At 67.8% G+C, this 19,241-nt stretch carries 16 protein-coding genes and 5 tRNA genes; 5 read left to right on the forward strand and 16 right to left on the reverse strand.

Translation table 11 applies throughout. The features are described from left to right. Window positions 1-214: 214 nt before the first annotated feature. Window positions 215-616: a hypothetical protein gene (locus tag ENSA5_RS36160; RefSeq protein WP_146155902.1), complete on the reverse strand. Its 402-nt coding sequence runs from the start codon at window positions 614-616 to the stop codon at window positions 215-217. Window positions 617-1,638: 1,022 nt separating this feature from the next. Here ENSA5_RS36160 and ENSA5_RS36165 point away from each other — a divergent pair. After that, window positions 1,639-1,929, forward strand: a complete 291-nt coding sequence (locus ENSA5_RS36165; protein WP_146155903.1) for a hypothetical protein — start codon at window positions 1,639-1,641, stop codon at window positions 1,927-1,929. A gap of 3 nt (window positions 1,930-1,932) precedes the next feature. On the opposite strand, the gene ENSA5_RS20010 is transcribed toward ENSA5_RS36165, so the two are convergent. The 5 genes from ENSA5_RS20010 to ENSA5_RS36170 all read right to left on the reverse strand — a co-directional run bounded on the left by ENSA5_RS20010 (window position 1,933) and on the right by ENSA5_RS36170 (window position 6,225). Beyond that, window positions 1,933-2,148: a hypothetical protein gene (locus tag ENSA5_RS20010; RefSeq protein WP_106393285.1), complete on the reverse strand. Its 216-nt coding sequence runs from the start codon at window positions 2,146-2,148 to the stop codon at window positions 1,933-1,935. Window positions 2,149-2,294: 146 nt separating this feature from the next. Next, window positions 2,295-2,432: a hypothetical protein gene (locus tag ENSA5_RS37915; protein ID WP_181197966.1), complete on the reverse strand. Its 138-nt coding sequence runs from the start codon at window positions 2,430-2,432 to the stop codon at window positions 2,295-2,297. Window positions 2,433-2,663: 231 nt separating this feature from the next. Further along, the gene (locus ENSA5_RS20015; protein ID WP_106393286.1) at window positions 2,664-3,056 is read right to left on the reverse strand and encodes a DUF4150 domain-containing protein; all 393 of its coding nucleotides are present in this window, start codon (window positions 3,054-3,056) and stop codon (window positions 2,664-2,666) included. A gap of 75 nt (window positions 3,057-3,131) precedes the next feature. After that, a complete protein-coding gene (locus ENSA5_RS37920) occupies window positions 3,132-4,511 on the reverse strand; it encodes an NHL repeat-containing protein (protein WP_181197967.1) in 1,380 nt (459 codons plus the stop codon). Between the two features lie 7 nt (window positions 4,512-4,518). Continuing rightward, window positions 4,519-6,225 carry a M66 family metalloprotease gene (locus ENSA5_RS36170; protein WP_146155904.1) on the reverse strand — a complete coding sequence of 569 codons (1,707 nt, stop codon included), beginning with the start codon at window positions 6,223-6,225 and terminating at the stop codon, window positions 4,519-4,521. 75 nt (window positions 6,226-6,300) lie between these two features. Here ENSA5_RS36170 and ENSA5_RS20030 point away from each other — a divergent pair, with 75 nt between their 5' ends. Then, window positions 6,301-6,612: an encapsulin-associated ferritin-like protein gene (locus ENSA5_RS20030; RefSeq protein WP_106393287.1), complete on the forward strand. Its 312-nt coding sequence runs from the start codon at window positions 6,301-6,303 to the stop codon at window positions 6,610-6,612. A 396-nt stretch (window positions 6,613-7,008) separates the two neighbouring features. Here ENSA5_RS20030 and ENSA5_RS20035 read toward each other — a convergent pair. The 5 genes from ENSA5_RS20035 to ENSA5_RS37925 all read right to left on the reverse strand — a co-directional run bounded on the left by ENSA5_RS20035 (window position 7,009) and on the right by ENSA5_RS37925 (window position 7,672). Continuing rightward, window positions 7,009-7,081, reverse strand: a tRNA-Cys gene (locus ENSA5_RS20035). Window positions 7,082-7,194: 113 nt separating this feature from the next. Then, a tRNA-Ala gene (locus ENSA5_RS20040) sits at window positions 7,195-7,265 on the reverse strand. A 4-nt stretch (window positions 7,266-7,269) separates the two neighbouring features. Further along, a tRNA-Gly gene (locus ENSA5_RS20045) sits at window positions 7,270-7,342 on the reverse strand. Between the two features lie 4 nt (window positions 7,343-7,346). Beyond that, window positions 7,347-7,418: transfer RNA gene (locus ENSA5_RS20050), tRNA-Gly, on the reverse strand. Window positions 7,419-7,583: 165 nt separating this feature from the next. After that, window positions 7,584-7,672, reverse strand: a tRNA-Ser gene (locus ENSA5_RS37925). Window positions 7,673-8,215: 543 nt separating this feature from the next. Between ENSA5_RS37925 and ENSA5_RS20055 the strand changes: the two genes are divergently transcribed. After that, window positions 8,216-9,826: a vWA domain-containing protein gene (locus ENSA5_RS20055; protein ID WP_106393288.1), complete on the forward strand. Its 1,611-nt coding sequence runs from the start codon at window positions 8,216-8,218 to the stop codon at window positions 9,824-9,826. 186 nt (window positions 9,827-10,012) lie between these two features. On the opposite strand, the gene ENSA5_RS20060 is transcribed toward ENSA5_RS20055, so the two are convergent. The 3 genes from ENSA5_RS20060 to ENSA5_RS20070 are packed head-to-tail and all read right to left on the reverse strand — an operon-like array spanning window position 10,013 to window position 14,876. Continuing rightward, window positions 10,013-11,578: a M16 family metallopeptidase gene (locus tag ENSA5_RS20060; protein WP_106393289.1), complete on the reverse strand. Its 1,566-nt coding sequence runs from the start codon at window positions 11,576-11,578 to the stop codon at window positions 10,013-10,015. Beyond that, window positions 11,578-13,011 carry a M16 family metallopeptidase gene (locus ENSA5_RS20065; protein WP_106393290.1) on the reverse strand — a complete coding sequence of 478 codons (1,434 nt, stop codon included), beginning with the start codon at window positions 13,009-13,011 and terminating at the stop codon, window positions 11,578-11,580. Before ENSA5_RS20065 ends, ENSA5_RS20060 begins: the two co-directional genes overlap by 1 nt. A gap of 35 nt (window positions 13,012-13,046) precedes the next feature. Beyond that, a complete protein-coding gene (locus ENSA5_RS20070; RefSeq protein WP_106393291.1) occupies window positions 13,047-14,876 on the reverse strand; it encodes a serine hydrolase domain-containing protein in 1,830 nt (609 codons plus the stop codon). A gap of 161 nt (window positions 14,877-15,037) precedes the next feature. Here ENSA5_RS20070 and ENSA5_RS20075 point away from each other — a divergent pair, with 161 nt between their 5' ends. Both ENSA5_RS20075 and ENSA5_RS20080 read left to right on the forward strand, forming a co-directional pair. Next, window positions 15,038-15,604 carry a Rieske (2Fe-2S) protein gene (locus tag ENSA5_RS20075; protein ID WP_106393292.1) on the forward strand — a complete coding sequence of 189 codons (567 nt, stop codon included), beginning with the start codon at window positions 15,038-15,040 and terminating at the stop codon, window positions 15,602-15,604. Further along, window positions 15,604-17,343, forward strand: a complete 1,740-nt coding sequence (locus ENSA5_RS20080) for a cytochrome b N-terminal domain-containing protein (protein WP_106393293.1) — start codon at window positions 15,604-15,606, stop codon at window positions 17,341-17,343. Before ENSA5_RS20075 ends, ENSA5_RS20080 begins: the two co-directional genes overlap by 1 nt. Before the next feature lie 65 nt (window positions 17,344-17,408). Here ENSA5_RS20080 and ENSA5_RS20085 read toward each other — a convergent pair whose 3' ends face one another. Next, the gene (locus ENSA5_RS20085; RefSeq protein ID WP_106393294.1) at window positions 17,409-18,767 is read right to left on the reverse strand and encodes a hypothetical protein; all 1,359 of its coding nucleotides are present in this window, start codon (window positions 18,765-18,767) and stop codon (window positions 17,409-17,411) included. Between the two features lie 62 nt (window positions 18,768-18,829). Next, the gene (locus ENSA5_RS20090) at window positions 18,830-19,210 is read right to left on the reverse strand and encodes a response regulator (RefSeq protein ID WP_106393295.1); all 381 of its coding nucleotides are present in this window, start codon (window positions 19,208-19,210) and stop codon (window positions 18,830-18,832) included. Window positions 19,211-19,241 lie beyond the last annotated feature (31 nt).

Below are 19,241 nucleotides of genomic sequence, written 5' to 3' on the forward strand. Positions count from 1 at the left end.
GGGTGTGATCTGACCCGTTCAGACTTCGAGCGGGACCTTCTCCAGCGTCTCGTCCGACGCGCACTTGCTCACGCTGTTCTACGAGATGCTGCGCCTCGACGGCGTCCGCCAACCCAAGGCCAAGCCGTCGACGCCTCCGGCGCCGGTCGCCGATCGCTATACAGGGTGAGGTGCGGCCGACGCCACGTCGTCGGACGAACCTTTGGACATCGGCTCAAGCGTTGGGGTGCTTCCGGAGGAACACCCTACAAAGTAGATCTAAGTGAGACTTGAGGTGGGCGAGGTCCTTCGGATCAAGTCGTGCATTGGCCTGCTTTTTCGTCATGTGGGCCACGGCGTGACCACGTGTGGCAATGAGACTCACGGCCGCTTTTCGAGGGGAGTTTGGATCGACCGGCCTCGCACCGAGGCGCTCGCATGCGGCCTGAAAATACTTCTCGGAGAACTGTCCTGACCGGTTCAAGATCTTCCCCATCACGACATACTCAAGACACCGGAAGAAGCACAGGTAGGCTTCTTCGTGGAGCGAAGCTAGGGGAGCCACGGGAGAAACCATGAGTTCGCAGCCGCGCTGATAGATCTCGATGAACCGATGAGGCCAGTCGTGGTGGTCCATCACGGTCATGGTCTGGAGACCACCCCAAAAGTCGCCAGCATGAAGCGCCCTGGGGCTCGCATACATTAAGGGTATTTCAGCGAAATTCACGTCTAGTGTGGAGTTGTCGGCGCGGTATAGAAGGACTGGTCGTCGTTGCCGGGTTCTGCTGCCGCAAATGCGCAGCATTTCGAGAATTCTGCGAGGTCTTCGGCTGAGGGAGCCTTGTGGCTGGCGAGCCGTACCAAGAGCCTCATGCGGAGGACAACCGGTTGGTTGAATATGGCTTCCCAGCCCGGGCTATGTCGAAACGACTCCAGGGCGCGGAGCCCCTGGGCGCGAGTATACATGATCTGAGTATCCTCAAATGTTGGCATCGTTCCAATCTTCGTGGTTAGAGGTGGAGTTGTGCCCTGAGATCACTCGGTTTGCAAGTGGCTACCGTAGCGTAGAGGATACGCATTCGACGGCGTTACTGCGGCCAGTGAGAGCAGGCGTCTGCTGCGCGGTGTCTATCCACAGGGCGGATCTGTAGCCGTAAACCCTCCGCGAAGTGCATCTGCCCGTGAGCCGGCATCCCGGCGACGATCTCGGGATGCCCGCCTCCCCCCCTCCAGATCCTCGCCAAGCCCCGCTGGACCGGCGAGCCCGTCCACGCCTGACGCGGGGTCTTCCGGGTCGAGGCATAGCGCCAAGGGGAAGAAGACTCGCTCTTCCAGAATCTCGAGCTTCTGCGATAAGGGTCGTCGGGCTCGTGACGCTCGCAAAATGCCCGGGGACTCAGCTCGCTGGCGCGGCAGGCCGCGACCACGGTTGCCGCGTCTGCTCGTGGCCAGCGGCGGCTTTCGAGGATCTGGGCCAGTTTCCGAGTGGTTGGAGACTGTTTGGGCATCCGACGATCCTGGCCGGATGTGGGCCACGATGACAGATGCACCTCGTTGACCGCTTACTCGGCGAGTTCTGCCCCGGCTCGCGCACGTGGGACTACCCAGGTGGCATGGGTTGCTTGGGAAGCTGATGATGGCAGAATCGGTAAGGACGACATGATCCCACTCGAAGAACGATTCATGGAGCGCGCCGCGTTCGCCCACACTCCACACGGGGTAGTGATGACACTTCCGACACCGGACGGCGGCCGTGGCCGAGTCACCCCGTTTTGTGAAACTACGCAGGGCGCCCGCGCCGGTCTGACAAGGTTCGCAGAGGTGTGCTCAGAGGTGTTTGAGGCGCATGGCGAATCGCTGCTGCGATGGAGGGCCGCTGGCGATTTTTCGCATCCGTATCTTGTGGTCGGTGTCTGGTCCGACGAGATCGATCTGCTCGACCGCCTGTGATCGTCATCCCGGCCACGTCCCGCGCTTGCTATGGTTGTGGACCCGCGCGGTGAGGGTTGACCTCGGGACACCGATGGAGATCGCCGCGCGGCGGATTGACCCGGCATCCTCGATGAGCTGGCTGAGCAGCTGGGCCTCCATGTGGTCCCAGGTGTCCAGCCTGACCATGTACTCGTCGCGCACGCCCGGCGCATTGACCCAAGCCTTGCGCTGCCACACGTCCCGCAGTCGTCGCTGCGTGAGCCGTCGGATCGCAAATGGCTCCGCGGTCGAGCCACTGCGACGAGCGGCCCTGCTCGGGGTCGAGGTAGCTCTCGCGCATGACCATGAACCTTTCGGGCGGAGCGTCGTCGCGTCGGTCCGTCTCACTCACCATCGGCCTCGCTGACCAGGATCGCGGTGAACAACGAGGTGAGCGCGGTCAAGAATCGGGGCGCGAGTTGGCGCTCAGTGGGTGTGAGGCGTCGCCTTGCGATGCCGACGACCTCGCGCTCGATGTCCAACTCGGCAAGGTCGAAGGCCGAGAACAGCGTCGACAGCGGGAGGTCGAGACCGCGCGCGAGCTTGCCGTTCGTCTTCAGCGACAGCGAGAAGCCCCGGTGCTCGGTTGGGTGGCCGGCGTCTGTGGGTCACGGTCATCGCTGCAATGTTACTGGGGGATTCGAAGCGCGGCCATGAGTCGTCGGCCGGGCTGGGAGGTCAGGAATCGGTGACCGGCCTCTCGCCAGGGCGAGCTACAGCGCCAGGAGCAGCACCTTCGTCTGGCTGGGTACCGTTCGCGCGCCCAGGCAGTTGGTGCTGTTCTGCAACGAAACGCTGCTCAATCGAGTCGCAGGCATGCCACCGACGATGCACGTAAATGCTCCGGTCAGGTGCCGCGACGGGCCCATCACGGTGCCGGCAGCCACGCCGAGGGCGACGCCACCGTTGTCGCCGTCGCTCATGGGAACCACCGACGACATGTTGTGCGCGGGCATGCCCATGTACAGGACGTTGTACACCCCGGGCACGGCCATGTTGCCAGCAGCGATGTTTGGGTACGCGACCGGGGCCGGGGCTCCGCCGGGCGTCGGGGTCAGGCACACGTCGGGAAAGCCGTCACGGGACCGCCCGCCTCCGTCGATCACCCGCCGGGCTGGAGCGGGCTCACCGGTCCGCTGACCGAGTGCGAGTCGTCGCTGCCGGACCCGCAGTAGGTCGGCTCAGTTGAAGCCGCCGACCCAGAGGTAGTTCTCGGGTCCATCGCGGATCTCGCCAACCACGACCGTGCCGCCGGGCCCCTCGGCGAGGCCGTAGTTGAAGGTCGAGGCCGGGATGATGTGCTCGTTTTGCCAGGTGTGGGCTTCGATGCACACGCCCTGGCCCGCGCGCGAGATGTTGGCGACCCAGACCTCGCTCCAGTCGATGCCCTCGCCGGTCTCTTCGTTGCGCAGGCTGCCGCCGATCGTCAGGTTGCCGTCGGCGCCGATGTCGAGGCCGGTGATCGACCAGCCTCGGGTAGGCTCGTAGACGAAGTCGTCCTCGGTCATGGTCCACTCGACCTCGCCGCTGGCCGAGACCCGGTGCAGCCACAGCCGCTCGATCCCGTTGGCCTGGACCATGGCGAAGTAGGCCTCGCCATCGGGCCCGGCCGCGACCCCGCCCGAGCTGTGTATGTGCGGATCGTCGCTCGAGCCGGGCGCGAGCTTCCACTGCGCGGCGCCGCCGTCGGGACCGAACTCGAGCAGGATCGCGTCGCGGGTCTCGAAGTCGACCCCCTCTTCGGCGCTGACGTAGACCGAGCCATCGGGCGCGGGCGCGAGCTGGCTGCCCTTGTCGATCGAGAACCCGCTCATGTCGGTGTTGCCCGAGTAGGTCGCGGTCCAGGCCGCGGCCCCGTCGGCGGACGAGAGCTTGCGGACCCACACGTCCGTGTCGTCGTCGCCCATGCGCACGGAGCCCGAGACGAAGATCGAGCCGTCGGCGCCGAGCTCGACGTCACCCGGCTCGTTGTCGCCGTCGAAGTTACTGACCTCCATGACCGTCCACGCCGTGCTGCCGTCGGCGCCGCTGCGCTTCTCGATCCACAGATCCTTGTTGGTGTTGCCCTGCAGGCTGCCGACGACGATCAGATCGCCCGCGTCGTCGAGGGCCACGCCGGACGCGAAGTCGTAGCCGCCGCCGCCGTCGACGACCTGCTCCCACGCCATCTCGCCGTCGGCGCTGAATTTGGCGATCCACGCGTCGCTCGAGTCGTTGGCGATCCGGCCGACGGCGACGAACTCGCCAGTTGGGCCGACGTCGACGTCGAAGGCCGCGTGGATCTGGCCGTTGGTCTTCATCTGGGTGGCCTCGAACTCGAACGAGCAGGGCTCGGCGCCCTCGCCGTCGCCGTCGCCGTCGCCGTCTCCGGAGTCGCCGTCGCCGTCGCCGTCGCCGGTGTCGCCGTCGCCGGAGTCGCCGTCACCGTCTCCGGAGTCGCCGTCGCCGCTGGTCTCGGGGGCAGGGGTCTCACTGCCGGTCCCGTCGTCGCCGCAGCCCCACGCGGGGCCGAGCGCGGCCAGGATCCAAAACAGCGCCGTGGTTGTGCTCGAGCTGCGCATTGCGTCCTCAGTTGCCGAAGTAGCGGGTGACCTGGGTGCGGGGGACGAGCGTGGGGGCGTCCTTGGAGACCCGCACGATGTCGCCGACGAGGTCGAGATCCGAGTCGGGCACCTCGGCCATGAAGTAGCGCGTCTTGCCGTCCGACATCAACCAGCTGGCCGCGGGCCGCGACTCGATCAGCGCGCCCTCGTCGTCGTAAAATTCCATGCTCTCGGCCGTCGTCAGCATGTCTTGGGTGACGGTGCCCGGCGAGGTCCACCACTGCTCCATGCCCGAGGGGTGGACAAAGCCGTGGAGCACCTCGACGAAGGGGTCGTCATTGTTTGGCGCGCCCGCGTAGTCCCACGAGGTCAGGACCCGAACCTGCTCGTGGGTCAATCCCCAGGTCCAATCGGACACCCACGAGGGATTGCAGTACGCCATGTAATCCTTATAGTTGTTTGGGTTGTACCACTGAAATTCGATGATGTTGAAGCCCCAGGCCCCGATGCTCGCGCCCGGGTGCGGGTAGTTGACATCGGCGCCGTCGGGGTTGCCACAGGGGGAGTGCGGGCGCCCTTGATTGTGGCCGAGCTCGTGGACCATCGCGCCCTTGGTCCAATTGCTGTCGATCCACAGCGTATTCGACACGCGCAGGTCACCCGCGCCCTTGATCGGCCCTGGGGTCCCGGGCGCGATCCCGCCGGCCCCGTCGATGCCGCCCACACACGCGTTGACGACCGCGTGGTAGTACTCGTTGGGCTCGGCGAAGTCGTTGAAGCGCATCCCGGCCAGCTTGGCGTTGATCTCGCTCAGGGTCTGGAGCGGGGTGTCCTGGACGAGGATGTCGTCGTGGATGGAGATCTGCAGGGTGTGGATCGGGTTTTGGGCGAAGATCCAGTCGGAGAAGGCCTGAAAGTTGGTGTTGATGACGTCGGTCGTGTTCGTGTGGCAGTTGCCGACGTCGTATTGAACGGGCACGAGGATGACCTTGAGCTCCATCGGCTCGGTCGTGACGCCGATCGGTTGCATGCCTCCCGCCGGGGCCGAGGGCGAGGCGCTCGACGCCGGGATGTCGCCGGGGTCGCCCTCTTCCCACAGCTCGATGAAGAATTCGAGGTTGCCGACGAAGGCCTCGGCCGGGAGCTGCCAGGTGATCGGGCCGTCGATGCTGCCCGACGAGGGGCTGCCGGAGATCGACTTGGTGACCTCGATGACGTCGAGCTGGCCTTGGGTGTTGCGGACGTGGAGCTTGGCGACGATCGGGCGGGGCTGCCAGTTGCCGGGGACGGTCCAGAACGCCTGGACGAGGGTGTCGCGGTCCTTGACGAGGCCGCCCGCGCGGTCTTCGACGGGGATGAGCTGGCCGTTGGACACGACCTCGATCGCGACGCCCTGGTTGACCTCCACGCGGTCGATCGCGATGTCGCCGTGGGCCCAGTCGGCCTGATCGAAGGGCACGAAGGGCGGGCCGGGATCGCCGTCGCCGTCGCCGTCGCCGTCGCCGTCGCCGTCGCCATCACCGTCGCCGGGATCGCCGTCGCCGTCGCCCGAGTCACCGTCGCCATCACCGTGACCGGAGTCGCCGTCACCGTCACCGGAGTCGCCGTCACCGTCACCGTCACCCGTGCCCGTCGCGTCGGCCGTGGCCAAGCCCGAGTCGACGGTGGTCTGGTCGTCGCCGCACGCAACGAGGAGGGTCAGTCCAAGCGAGAGGTGGGTCCAGCGTCGCATCGGCGCAAGTTACCACGTTCCGGCTCGGTCGATGAGCGGGCATGCACCGGGCCAAGAGCGTGCTATGGGGCACCCATGTCAGCACACGAGGGCTACCACGAGCCGTACGACAAACTGAGCGACGAGACCCGGGACGTGCATCGCGCCATCGTCTCGCTGATGGAGGAGTTCGAGGCGGTTGATTGGTACAACCAGCGCGTCGACGCTTGCACGGATGACGGTCTGCGCAAGATCCTCGCCCACAACCGGGATGAGGAGATCGAGCACGCCGCGATGACCCTCGAGTGGTTGCGGCGGCGGCTGCCCGTGTTGGACAAGGAGCTGCGGGAGTACCTGTTCAAGGACGGCAGCATCACCGAGCACGAGGCGCACGCGAGCGCGGATTGAGGGGCGACCGAACTCTCCGCCTGGGCGAGCCGATCCCGACCGAAGTCTGTTCTGGGGTCGTCTGACGGCGGAGGGGCCCGGCGGGCTCCGAGGGTCCCTCGAAGCGAATTCACTCACCGGAGGCATGAGCGGTGTCGGTCTTCGGATAGTCCGAGTGACCGGCGCCGCTTCGATTGAGACGCATACGCCGTGAAAACTTCGCTCCGAGGGACCCTCGGAGCCCTGGTCGCCGGGCCGTCGTGTTGCAATCGTTGGCTCCGCTGCAAGGCTCGGTCGGATGGCGCCCTGCGCGGAGCCCCAGCGGCACGACACAGCCTCATCAACGAACCCGAGCTGGCCGCCGCGAGCTCCGAGGGAGCGAGGCTCACGCTCGTGGAGGTGTCGTGGAGACCTGGAAGATGCAGGCGGGACTCGAACCCGCATGGACACGAACTGCAATCGTGCGCCTCTCCATTTCGGCCACTGCATCAAGATAGACCCATACACATGACCAGCGCGCGAGGGAGTCGAACCCTCTCCGCTCGGTGTTGGAGACCGAGCGCCGCCGGGCGGGCGCGCTAAACTGCAAACAATCACAAAGAGTGGACCACGCCGGACTCGAACCGGCATCACCTGGGTGCAAACCAGGCATTCTCCCATTGAACTAGCAGCCCAAAGAGTGTGCGACGGGAGTCGAACCCGCAACAGCGACATTGGAAGTGTCGTACTCAGCCAATCGAGTTCCGCACACAGACAGCGAGCGATGGGATTCGAACCCATGACCTCCGCGTTGGCAACGCAGCGCTCTGCCGCTGAGCTACGCTCGCAATCACACGATATTCATCAATCAAGTTGTCAAGACGGAGGGCTCGCGGAGAGGGGGAGGGTCGAACTCCCAAGGATCTTGCGATCTCGTCCGGGTAGCGGCCGGGTGCCGTCGCCGACTGTCGGCTTGTCTCTCCAGGGCCAGTTTTTGGGTGAGCAGCGCAGAGCGGAGAGAGGGAGGGTCGAACTCCCAAGGACTGGTGGTCTCGCCCGAGTTCGAATCGGGTGCCGTCGCCAGCTGTCGGCTTGCCTCTCCGTGAGGTCGGCGAGGGCGTGCTCACTGCCGCCGCCGCTCAGGCGGCCCCGGTACCTCGCCAAGGTCCGGGACAGCGACTCGCCCAAGCGCTCGCAGACCACGAACAACTCCCGGCGGCGCCCTTGTAGGCGGCGTTGGGAACATCTTCGCGTCCACAGATCTGTGCTTGGCGGGCCATCTCGATACCTCAGCTAACTCGATACGGACGCAGTGTACTCGGGCGACCTAATGGGTCAAGCGCGAGGGCGAAGTTTTTTTGATCGCGCGAGGCATTGCATCACAAGCGAGTATTTTTCGCTCGGGCTCTTTGTCTCCAGCCCGTGGCTTGAAACTCAGCGGATTGATGACAGTTTCGTGGTTGTTCTTCAGCTGAGCGATATCGCACCTCGTGTCTCTGTTGCCGACCAGTGGCCACACTAGCGGCCAGCAATCGTGGTTTCACATTCCCTGGGCCCGCGCCAACGCGGTTGTCGGCTGTTCGGAGCCAGGCGTTGAAATCACCACACTTTTTGCTGGCGAGGGCTTTGCTCAGGTGATCGGCAGATGTTGACTCGCCGCCGCACCCCCTCGCTCTTTGTCGCCCCCTTGCTCGTCGCCGCGTCCGTCGCCGCGACGGGCTGTAACCCCCACCCGATCAAGCCGGTCGAGGCCACGCCGGTCCTCGAGGACGGCAAAGGCCTGCCGCTCGACGTCAACAAGAAGGTCGACGTGCTGCTGGTCATCGACAACTCGGGCTCGATGGGCGAGGAGCAGGCCAACCTCGCGGCCAACTTCGGGCCCTTCATCGAGAAGCTCGAGGATGCGGGGGCCGACTACCGGATCGGGATCACGACCACGGATCTGGGCGGGACGAATTGCCAGACGGGGACCGGCGGCGAGCTACACCTAGGGTCGTGCCTCGATCGGCCCGAGACCTTCGAGTTCGCGGGCGATGACCAGTACGACGTGGCCTGCGCCGCGCAGTGCGAGTACGGCGACGCGGAGCTGACGATCCGCCCGACGCCGCTCACAGCCGACGGCGAGGCCAGCGCGCGGCCGTGGATCGAGAGCTTCAACGGCGTCGACAACCTGCCCGAGGCGATCGGGGTCCTCGACGCCTTCCAGTGCTTCGCGCCCCAGGGCATCAGCGGCTGCGGCTGGGAGTCGCCGCTCGAGGCGATGGCCCGGGCCCTGACGAACATGCAGGACCCGACCCAGCCCGAGTACGGCTTCTTGCGTCACGACGCGCTCCTGGCCGTGTTGATCGTGACCGACGAGGTCGACTGTTCGTTCGGCGTGGGCATGGAGGGCGCGCTGTTCGAGGCCGAGACCTTCTGGGCCGAGACCGCGAACTTCGCGACCTCGGCGGTGTGCTGGAACGCGGGCGTGGCCTGTTCGGGCGACAGCCCCTACGAGGACTGCTGGGACGTCAACCTCGACGCGCAGGGCCAGGAGACCAGCGACCCGGCTCAGATGGTCCTGCGCCCGGTCTCGCGCTACGTCGAGCAGCTCGAGGCCGTCGCGGCCACCAAGCAGGCCGGCCGCGAGGTCCTGGTCTCGGTCATCGCCGGGGTCCCGGCCGGCTACAGCGAGGGGGAGGCCGAGCAGGTGTTCGCCGACAGCGACGATCCGGAGTTTCAGCGCGACTTCGGGATCGGGGCCGGCTGCGCGAACGAGGTCGAGGGCGTGGTCCAGACCGCGATCCCGCCCGTGCGGCTCGAGACCTTCGCGAGCGCGTTCATGGCCCCGAGCCTGGGCGACAAGGGGCGCAACCTCTACTCGGTCTGCGAGGCCGACTACACCCCGGCGATCCTCGACATCGTCGCGGGCATCGAGCTCGAGCTGCCGCCGGCTTGTTTCCCGGCCTGCGTGCTCGACGTCGACAGCTCGACCGAGGCGCTCGACTACAGCTGCGACGTGCTCGAGGAGGTCGGCGGCGAGGAGCGCGAGCTCGTCGAGTGTGCGCTGGTCGGCGAGACGCACGAGCTACCCGCGGGCGAGGACGCGTGCTGGATCGCCAAGACCGGCGCCGACCTGGCCGCCGAGTGCGTGGCCAGCAAGCGCAACCTCGAGTTCGAGCTCCTGCGTCGGCCGGGCGTGTCCGTGCCCGGCGACGTGCAGGTCTTGGCGGTCTGCGAGCTGTCGTCGAGCCCGAGCCTCGACTGCGGCGCCTGAGCCTGGGCCTAGCAGCCCGGGGTGCTAGCAGCCCGGGGTGCAATCCCTCGCGCCGCCTCGCTTGGCCTTTTCGCCGAGGGCTTTGTCGCCAAAACTTGCAGTACGCCCGGTACAGCGGCGTTTTGGCTTCGCGCCCTCGGCGAAAATTCCGGCGCGAGGCGACACGATGGATTGCAGCCCGGGCTGCTAGTTGGCGAACATCTCGTCGACCGGGACGATCTTCACGTTCTCGCCCGGGATCCCGAGCTTGTGTGCGCCGATGTCCTTGTCCTCGGCGAGGACCTCGGGCGGCTTGGGCGAGGGGTAGTCGATCGTCGCGGCCTGGTCGGCGACGATCGCGTCGCGCAGCTCCTGGGCCTCGCCCGTGACGATCACGATCTTGAGCTTGGTGGGGTCGATGTGCTTTTTGATCGCGGCGTTGACCTGCTCGAGGGTCATGGTGTCGAGGGCCTCGGCGAAGCGTTGGAGGTGGCCCTCGCCTTCAATGCCGTAAAAACGATCGTCGATCGCGTAGCCGAGGCGCTGGCTGGTCGTGTCGGCGAAGTGGAGGATGTACTTGCGCAGGAAGTCGCGGGTGAGCTCGAACTGTTCCTGGCTGAGGCCGTCCTCGACGAGGGCCTCGAGCTCGCGGTGGGCGGCCCGGAGCGCGAAGTGGGCGTGCTCGTTGGGCAGGGTCCGGATCCAGACCTGAAACAGCTGGGCCCGCCGCGCGACGTTGGTTGGCGGCATCTGACGGCGGCCGCCCTGGGGGAAGGCCTCGATGTAGCTGTAGTCGCCGTAGTTGAGCCCGCGGACCTCGCGGATGACCTGAAACAGGTGACTCGAGGAATTGCGGTGCTCGCCGAACCAGGAGTTGGCCAGCCACAGCGCGTAGAAGTCGTCGTCGCCGCGGTGGACGTCGAGGGGGTGGCCAAAGGAGATCGAGGCGTCGGCGCCGGGCTTGTCGATCAGCAGGAGGTGCTTGCCGGTGAAGGGCGCGGCCTCGGGGGGCGGGGCTGGCGGGGCGCTGGCGGTCTCTGGCAGGGCCTTGGCGCTGGCCTCGAGCGCTTCGAGCTGGGCGGGCTCGTAGCGGCCGCCGATCGCGAACACGACCCGATCTTGGGTGTAGTGGGCCTCGTAGAACGCGCGGACGTCGTCGACGGTGATCGCCTGGAGGCCGGCGACGGTCCCGACCGGGGGGTGCGCGTAGCGGGTGCCCTCGTAGACGAACCACTCGAGGCCGGCCTTGCCGAGCTCCTCGTCGGAGGCGTAGCGCAGGCTCTTCTCGAGGTAGCTCAGGCCCTCGCTGCGCAGGCGCTCGAAGTCCTTGGGGTCGAAGGCGGGCGCGGACCACTGCCGGGTCAAGAGCGCGGCGTACTCGTTGGCGGTCTCGTGGTGGCTGCGGCCGCCGAACGTGGTCATCTCGCGGTCGACGTTGACGTACCAGCGCGCGGCCATCGGGAACAGCAGCTCGACGATCTCTTGCCACGGGTGATCCTGGGTGCCGCCGCCCGCGAGGAGCTCGCCGGTCAGCCACGCGAGGCCCTCACGGCCGACGGGGTCGTCCTGGCTCCCGACCCGAAACCACGCCCCGTAGCTGACGCTGGGCTCGGCCGGGACCGGGAGCTCGATGCTCGCGTTGTTGGGCGCGGCGGCCTCGGTCTGGGTCGTGTCGGCCTTGGTCTCGTCGCCGACGACGGTCTCGCCGTCGACCTTGCACGCGGGCAGCACGAGCAGGGCGGCCGCGAGGTAGATGGAGTTCGAGGTCTTCATCAGCGGGCCTCCTTGGACTTGTTGCTGGGCGCTGGCTCGGGCTTGGCCTCGCGCAGGATCGTGGTTGTTCGGTGGTCCTCGACGAGCCAGCGGCGCGCGGCCTCGCGGACGTCCTCGGGCGTGACCGCCGACAGCTCGCGGTAGAGCACCTCGATCTGGGCGAGGTCACCGGTCGTGCCGACGAAGTGGGCGACGTCCCCGGCGACGGCGCTCGGGGTGTCGAGGCCGAGCAGGTAGTCGTAGCGCATGTGCGACTTGACGGCGTCGAGCCGGCCCGGGTCGGCGAGTTCGTCGCGGTAGCGGGCGATGGTCTGCTCAATTCGAGCGATCACGGCGTCGACGTCGTCCTCGCTCTTGATCGTGGCGAGCACGCTCCACAGCTCGGGGTCGCGGCTCGTCGCGGCGCCGACATCGAGGCTCTCGACCCGCTGCTGCTCGAGCCGCAGCTCGCGGTAGATGTCGCTGGTCTCGCCGAAGGCGAGCTCGGCGAGGACCAGCGAGGCGACCCAGGTCCGGTCGGCCGGGGCGAAGGCGCCGCCCTTGTAGGCGATCCACACGCGCGGGAGGGTCTTGCCCTCGTACTCGACCTCGGCCCGGCGGGCCTTCTTTTGCTTGGGCTCGGGCTTGATCTTGGGCGCGACGTAGCCGGGCTTCCAGTCGGCGTAGTACTGCTCGATCAGGGCGAAGGTCGGCTCGGGCTCGACGTCTCCGGCGATCACGACGATGCAGTTCTCCGGCCGGTAGTAGCGCTTGAAGAAGCTCCGCGAGTAGTCGTACTTCTTGGGCATCGCCTTGATGTCTTCGACGAAGCCCATGGTCGTGTGCGCGTAGGTGTGCTTCTTGAAGGCCTCGCTGCGGGTGGCCTCGTAGAGCACGAAGAAGGGGCTCGAGCGGTTCTTGCGGTACTCGCCGTAGACGGCCCCGGCCTCGGTCTCGAACGCGGCCTCCTCGTAGGCGAGGTTCATGAAGCGGTCGGACTCGATCTCGGCCACGGTCTCGAGATCCTCCTTGGCGATGTCGAACTCGTAGACGGTCATGTCCGTCGAGGTGTAGGCGTTCGAGTCGGCGCCGATCCGGGTGACGATCTCGTTGTACTTGTCGGCCGGGTACTTCTCGGTCCCGCGGAACATCATGTGCTCGAAGAAGTGGGCGAAGCCGGTCGCGCCCTCCTCGTACTCGTCGCGGGCGCCCGTGCGCACGACGGTGCGGTAGGCGACCAGGCCCTCGCTCGGCGTCGGGATCACGATGACCTTCAGGCCGTTGGCGAGGACCTTCTCCTGCCAGGGGTAGGGGAAGATGTCGCCGTCGGGCGCGGCCGGAGCAGGGCTGGCCGCGGGCGCGGGCGCGGGCTCGCCGGGCGGGCCGGCGACAGCTGGGGCGGCCAGCACCAGCGCCAGCAGCGAGGGAAGCACGGTCAGAGCTTTGGCAGGCATGCGAGGGCAGATGATGCCAGCTCGCGCGGGCGGGGTCAGTCCCGGCGGCAAAACTCGCGACCGGCCCACCACAGATGTTCGCCGTCGCCGTCGCCGCCGTCGCGGAACTCGACGATCGTGCCCTGGCCCCGGGCGAGGCCCTCGATCCGGGCGCGCGCGTCGTCGAGGGGCCGCAGGGCCATGGCCACGGGCATCGGCGGGTACTCGAGCAAGCCGAGGAACTCGAGGGTCAGGCGGCCGTTGACGACGTGGAGGGCGGGCGCGCGGATCGTCGAGACCTCGCCGGGGCGCTCGATCAAGGTCCAGCGCCCCTCACGGGCCCGCCACTGCTCGGACAGCGGCGCGGGCGGCTCGAGGCGGACGCCCGTGCGCCGCTGCTTCTCGCCGCGCTGCACGACCATCAGGTGGCGCTCGGCCTCGTCGAGGAAGCGTACGCGCGCGCCGGGCATGGCCTCGACGGTGCCGCCGTCGGGGCCGTCGAGGGTCAGGCGGCTGCTGCCGACGGCGGCGCGGGACCAGACCTCGCCCTCGTGGAGGCCGACGCGCGAGACGCCGATGCTGGTCGCGTAGTCGCCAGCGTGGGCGTCGAGGAAGGCGTCGGTGTGCTCGGTCTGCGAGGCCGAGTGCTCGACGCTGGGGATCGGCGCCGGGGCCTCGAGCCCGTGCTTTTCTTGCAGCGCCAAGATCAGGGTCTCGACGGCGAGGCTCTCGATCACGTTGGCGGCGGTCAGCGAGTTGCTGGCCACGGCCACGGCGAGGTCGTGATCGGGCAGCAGGATCAGGCGCGCGTGGTGGTAGTAGGTCCGGCCGCCGTGCGAGGCGACGCGCCCGACCCAGTCGAGCTCGGCGTGATCGAGGAACCACGCGTAGCCAAAGCTGTGATCGAGATCGAGGGCCAGCTCGTCGTTGTGGGGGCTGAGCATGGCCTCGACCGAGGCGGGGCTGAGGACCTCGGTGGCGCCGACGCGGCCCTCGGTGAGGAGCAGGCGGGCGAACGCGGCGAGGTCGAGGACGCTGGCGTGGAGGCCCCCGGCCGGGGCCATGCGAAATTCCGGATCGAGCCGGGCCTCGCGCTTGCGGTAGGCGGCGGCGTGCTCGATCGCGGCGAGGCCGTGGGGGCCGTCGTGGGTCGGGAGCAGGACCGGCTCGGGCTCGGGGCCGCGCGCAAAGTAGGCGGTGCGCATGCCCGCCGGGCGCAGGAGTGTCTCGGTGACCCGCTGCTCGTAGGGGCGGTCGCCCGCGCGTCCGAGCGCGACGCCGGCCAGGGTCATGCCGAGGTTGGAGTAGACGGTGCGCGTGCCCGGCTCGGCGGCGAGCTCGAGGCCCTGGATCTCGTCGACGATCTGCTCCCACGGCGGCGGGGCCTCGGACAGGCTGTGGATGAACCAGTCCGAGGGCAGGCCCGACTGGTGGGTGAGGAGCTGGGCGAGGGTGATGTCCTGCTCGGCGCTCCCGGCGAGCTCGAGCTCGGGGATCAGCGTGGCCAGGCGCTGGTCGAGGTCGAGCTCGCCGCGCTCGACGGCCTGGAGCACGGCGGCGGCGGTGATCGGCTTGGCCAGCGAGCCGACGTCGTAGACCGTGCGGGGTCCGGCCTCGAGCTTGCGGTCGACGTCGGCCATGCCGAAGCCGGTCGCCCACACGACCTCGTCGCCGTCGACGAGGGCGAGCGAGACCCCGGTGACCTCGTTGACGCGCATGAGATCTCGCGCCAGCCGGGTGATCGACTCGCGGGTCTCCTCGTAGCGGGCCCGGGTCGACGCCGCGTCGCGGGACTCCGTCGTCGCGTGGCCGCTGCCGCAGCCGCTCAGCGACAGCCCGACGAGCGTCGCGGCGGTCAGGGTCGCCCGGATCCACGTACGAGGCACGGCGCGCCATCGTACCGCAGGATCGTGTAACAGCGGTTGGGTCCAGGGTGTTGTCGCCCTGCCCAACGCTGAAACTGCGCAGTGAGCCGAGCTGGCCTTTCGGTCAGCAGCTGCCGCAGGCACGCGCTGCTGGGCTACATTCAGTCGACCACAGGAGCGACATGAGCGACGAAGCAAAAGGGCAAGACACGCAGACCCCGAGCGAGGGCGACGACACCCGCCGGGCGTTTCTCAAGGTCGGCGTCGGGGCGCTCGGGGCCGGGCTGGCCGCGGTCGTCGTGGCGCCGGCGCTGCGCTACTCGCTGTGGCCGCTGGCCGAGGGCGTCGAGGTCACGTCGGGCGGCGACGAGTTCGTGGTCGTCGGCAAGCGCGATCAGTTCGGCGCCGTGCCGGTCAAGGTCGACATCTTCGCCGACCGCGTCGACGCCTGGAACCGGACCAAGAACGTCAAGATCGGCTCGGCCTGGGTCGTCGAGCTCGACGGCCAGCTCCACGCCTTCAGCAGCGTGTGCCCGCACCTCGGCTGCGCGGTCGACTACGAGGCCGAGTCCGACAAGTTCGTGTGTCCGTGTCACGACTCGGCGTTTGGGCTCGACGGCGCCCACGAGGCCGGGCCCTCGCCGCGCCCGCTCGATCAGCTCGAGTTCGAGGAGCAGCAAGACGGGAAGCTGCTGGCGATCCGCTTCGAGCGCTTCAAGCAGGGCATCGAGGACAAGGTGAAGGTCTGATGGGCGTCGGCAAGAAGCTCATCGGGTGGCTCGACGAGCGCACGGGGCTCGTCGCGCTGATCAAGGGGGGGCTCGACGAGGACGTGCCCGGCGGCGCCCGGGTTCGCTACGTGTTTGGCAGCGTCCTGACCTACCTGTTCCTTCAGCAGGTCGTGCTCGGGATCCTGCTAGCGACCTACTACAGCCCCTCGGCGACCGACGCGTGGGCGAGCACGGCCTTCATTCAAGATCGCGTGGCCGGCGGGTGGTTCTTGCGCGGGCTCCATCACCACGGGTCCTCGGTCATGGTCGTGGTCGTGGTCCTGCACTTGCTGCAGGTCGTGCTCGCCGGGGCCTACCGCAAGCCGCGTGAGGTCAACTGGTGGACGGGGCTGTTCATGGGCGGCTTGGTGCTCGCGTTCGCGCTGACCGGCTACCTCTTGCCCTGGGATCAAAAGGGCTACTGGGCGACGCAGGTCGCGACGGGGATCATGGGCACGGTGCCGCTCGGCGAGCCGATGCAGCACACGCTGCAGGGCGGGGCGCAGTACGGAAACCTCACGATCACGCGCTTTTATGCCCTGCACGTGTTCGTGCTGCCGGTCACGCTCACGGTCCTGCTCGGGGCCCACCTGTACCTGTTTCGTCGCCACGGGGTCACGCCGCCCGCGTCGCTGTCTGACGAGGAGCTCGCGCGCAAGACCCAGCCTTTTTGGCCCAACCAGCTGTTCATCGACGTGGCCGCGATGGCGGTGACGGGGGCGGTCTTGGTGTGGATGACCTACCGGACCCACGGCGCCGAGCTGTTCGCGCCAGCCGATCCGGCCTCGAATTTCGTCGCGCGGCCCGAGTGGTACTTCCTGTTTTTGTTTCAGCTGCTCAAGTACTTCGAGGGGCCGCTGTCGATCATCGCCACGGTCATCATCCCGGGCGGGGTCGCGACCTTCTTGTTCGCGCTGCCCTTCATTGATCGGTCCGAGTCGCGGGCGGCGAAAAAGCGCGGCCCCGTGCTCGCGGGGGTCGGGCTGATCATGGTCGGGGTCGTGGTCTTGACCGCGCTCGCGGTCGTCGCCGACGCGAACAACGAGCACTATCAAGAGGGCCTCGTCGCGGCCCACGAAGACGCCGAGCGCACCCGCGAGCTCGCGGCCGAGGGGGTGCCGCCCGAGGGCGGCACGGCGGTCTGGCAAAACGACCCGCAGTACGCGGCGATCGCGGTGTTCAAGGAGACCTGCGCGACCTGCCACGAGATCGACGGGCGCGGGGCCGAGGAGGCGCCGAGCCTGACCCACTACAACGACCGCGCGTGGCTGCGCGGGGCCGTGCGAGAGCCGCGCTCGCTGACCTACTTCGGCGGGACCAAGGGCCACGAGGAGATGGAGGCCTACTCGGTCGAGGACCTGCCCGACGAGCAGCTCGACGCGGTCATCGAGTTCTTGCTCGAGCTGCGCGAGCAGGGCAAGGACGAGCCGGACCCCTCGGCCTACGACGCCAAGCTGGCCAAGCAGGGCGCGGCCCTGTGGGAGGACGAGCTCGACTGCTCGGGCTGCCACGAGATCGAGAAGGGCGCCGACGGGGTCGGGACCCCGGTGTTTTGGGGGCGGGGCACGCGGGCGTGGATCGCTCGGGTGATCCGCAATTCGAGCCAGGCTGATCTCTACGGCGAGAACGCAGAGATGCCCGCGTTCGAGGGCAAGCTCTCCGACGAGGAGATCGCGGCGCTGGCCGACTACGTCTACGCGCAGGGGCTGGCGGACTAGCAGCCTGCTAGGCCTGAATCAAGCGCTGCGCGCTCGAAAAAAAAACCTCGCTGCCCTGCTCGCGCTCACCAGCGCGCCGTCAACGACATGCCGCCCTGATCGTAGGGGTTGTCAGGGTCGTCCAGATCCCAGCCAACCCCGAAGGTGATCCGCACGTGCGGATCAAAGGCCAGCGAGAAGCGCGTGCTGAGCCGGTGGTTGGTCGCGGTCAAGAAGGTCGCCAGATCGTTGTCGCCGGGCGCGTAGCGATCGAGCACGAGGTAGCCGAGCTCGATCCCAAACGGCTTCGTGGGCATCCACAGCGCGCGGACCATGCCGAGCCAGCTCCGATCGCGGGGGATCGAGCCGTACTGCGAGGCGTGCTTCCACAGCTCGGTCAGGCGAAAGCTCCCGGCGAGCTCGAGCTCGAGGCGGCCGACGAAGCGACCGACGCTATCTTTGTCGAGGTGCGCGAGCATGTAGACCCGCGCCCGCGACTCTCGCTCGGGCAGGCGGTCGACGAGCTCGCCGAACTCGTCGTGGTCGTCTTGCAAGGTGGTGACCACGGTCGTGCTCGCGCCGAGCCACAGCGGGGCCACGGGCAGCGCCCACTCGAGCCAGCCGCCGCCGAGCACCGACCACTGGGTGCGGACCACGTCGGCGCTGTCTTCGTCGGCGTAGTAGAGGCTCGCCCGGGCGGGCAGGACCGCGCCGAAGAAGGCCTGAGCGCGGAGGCTCGGGAGCAAGAACACCTCGCTCTCGCCCGAGACCCCGATCGAGGGGCTCCGCTGGACGACGCGCAGATCCTGGACGACGGCGCGGTTTTGGGCCAGGGCATCGGAAGCGTTGTTGAAGGGATCAAACAGGAACACCCGGGCCTGAATCTGGCCGATGTGGGGCCGCGCCCAACCGGCGGCGAACTCGATGTCGAGGTCGGGCTTCTCGAACCGGGCGATCGGACGGATCTCGACGAAGGCCCCGGTCCCGCGGATGTCCGGGAACGCGAAGGCGAGCTGAACCAGCGAGCTTCGGATCTCGCGCAGCTCGATCCGGTCGTAGCGGATGCCCAGGGCCCCGACGCTACCCATCGGCATCTGCTCCTTGAGCCGGACCTGGTTGAAGAACGAGAACTCGTCGTCGGAGTGGATGAACACCCGCGCGCCGCGGGTCCGAAGGTTCCAGTCGCGCTCGAGGTAGAGCGGGTGGGCAGCGACGGCCTGGGTCAGCTCGTACTCGTGGGTTTGCAGCTCGGGCGCGGGTTGGAGCAGCGGGCCGTGGGGGTCGGGCCGGCCGTTGCGATCCTCGAAGCGGCGCCAGATGTCGTCCCAGCTCTCGCGCAGATCGAAGCCGTGCTCGATCGGCGGCGGGGAGAAGCGCTTGCCGTCTTCGGGTGCGCCCAAGCCAGGCCCGAGGGCGAGCGTCAACGACAAGATCGAGCCGAGCACGAGGCGATGCTACTCCGAGTCGGCGCCCAACGGAGACCACGAGGCAACCCGCGAACGCCGCGTTAGCTTCGGGCCTGGGCGAGGGCGAGGAGGCGCTCGATCTTGCCCAGCAGCCGCGGGAGCTCGACGGGCTTGGTGTCGTAGTCGTCGCAGCCCGCCTCGATCGCGGATTGACGGTCGCCGGCCATCGCGTGGGCCGTGAGCGCGAGGATCGGGATCGCTCGGGTCTCGTCGTTGGCCTTGAGCCGGCGCGTGGCCTCCCAGCCGTCGATCAATGGCAGGCTCATGTCCATCAAGATGATCGAGGGCATGTCACGCTGTGCGATGTCCATGCCGGTCTCCGCGTCCGCCGCGGTCAGGACCTCGAAGCCGCGTCGACGCAGCCGTCGACTGAGCATGTCGCGGCTGAGCTCGCTGTCTTCGACGATCAGAATCGTGACCATGAAACCAAGGCAAGATACACCAGGCGAGCCA

This window comes from Enhygromyxa salina (assembly GCF_002994615.1).
GTDB classification, from domain to species: Bacteria; Myxococcota_A; Polyangia; order Nannocystales; family Nannocystaceae; genus Plesiocystis; species Plesiocystis salina_A.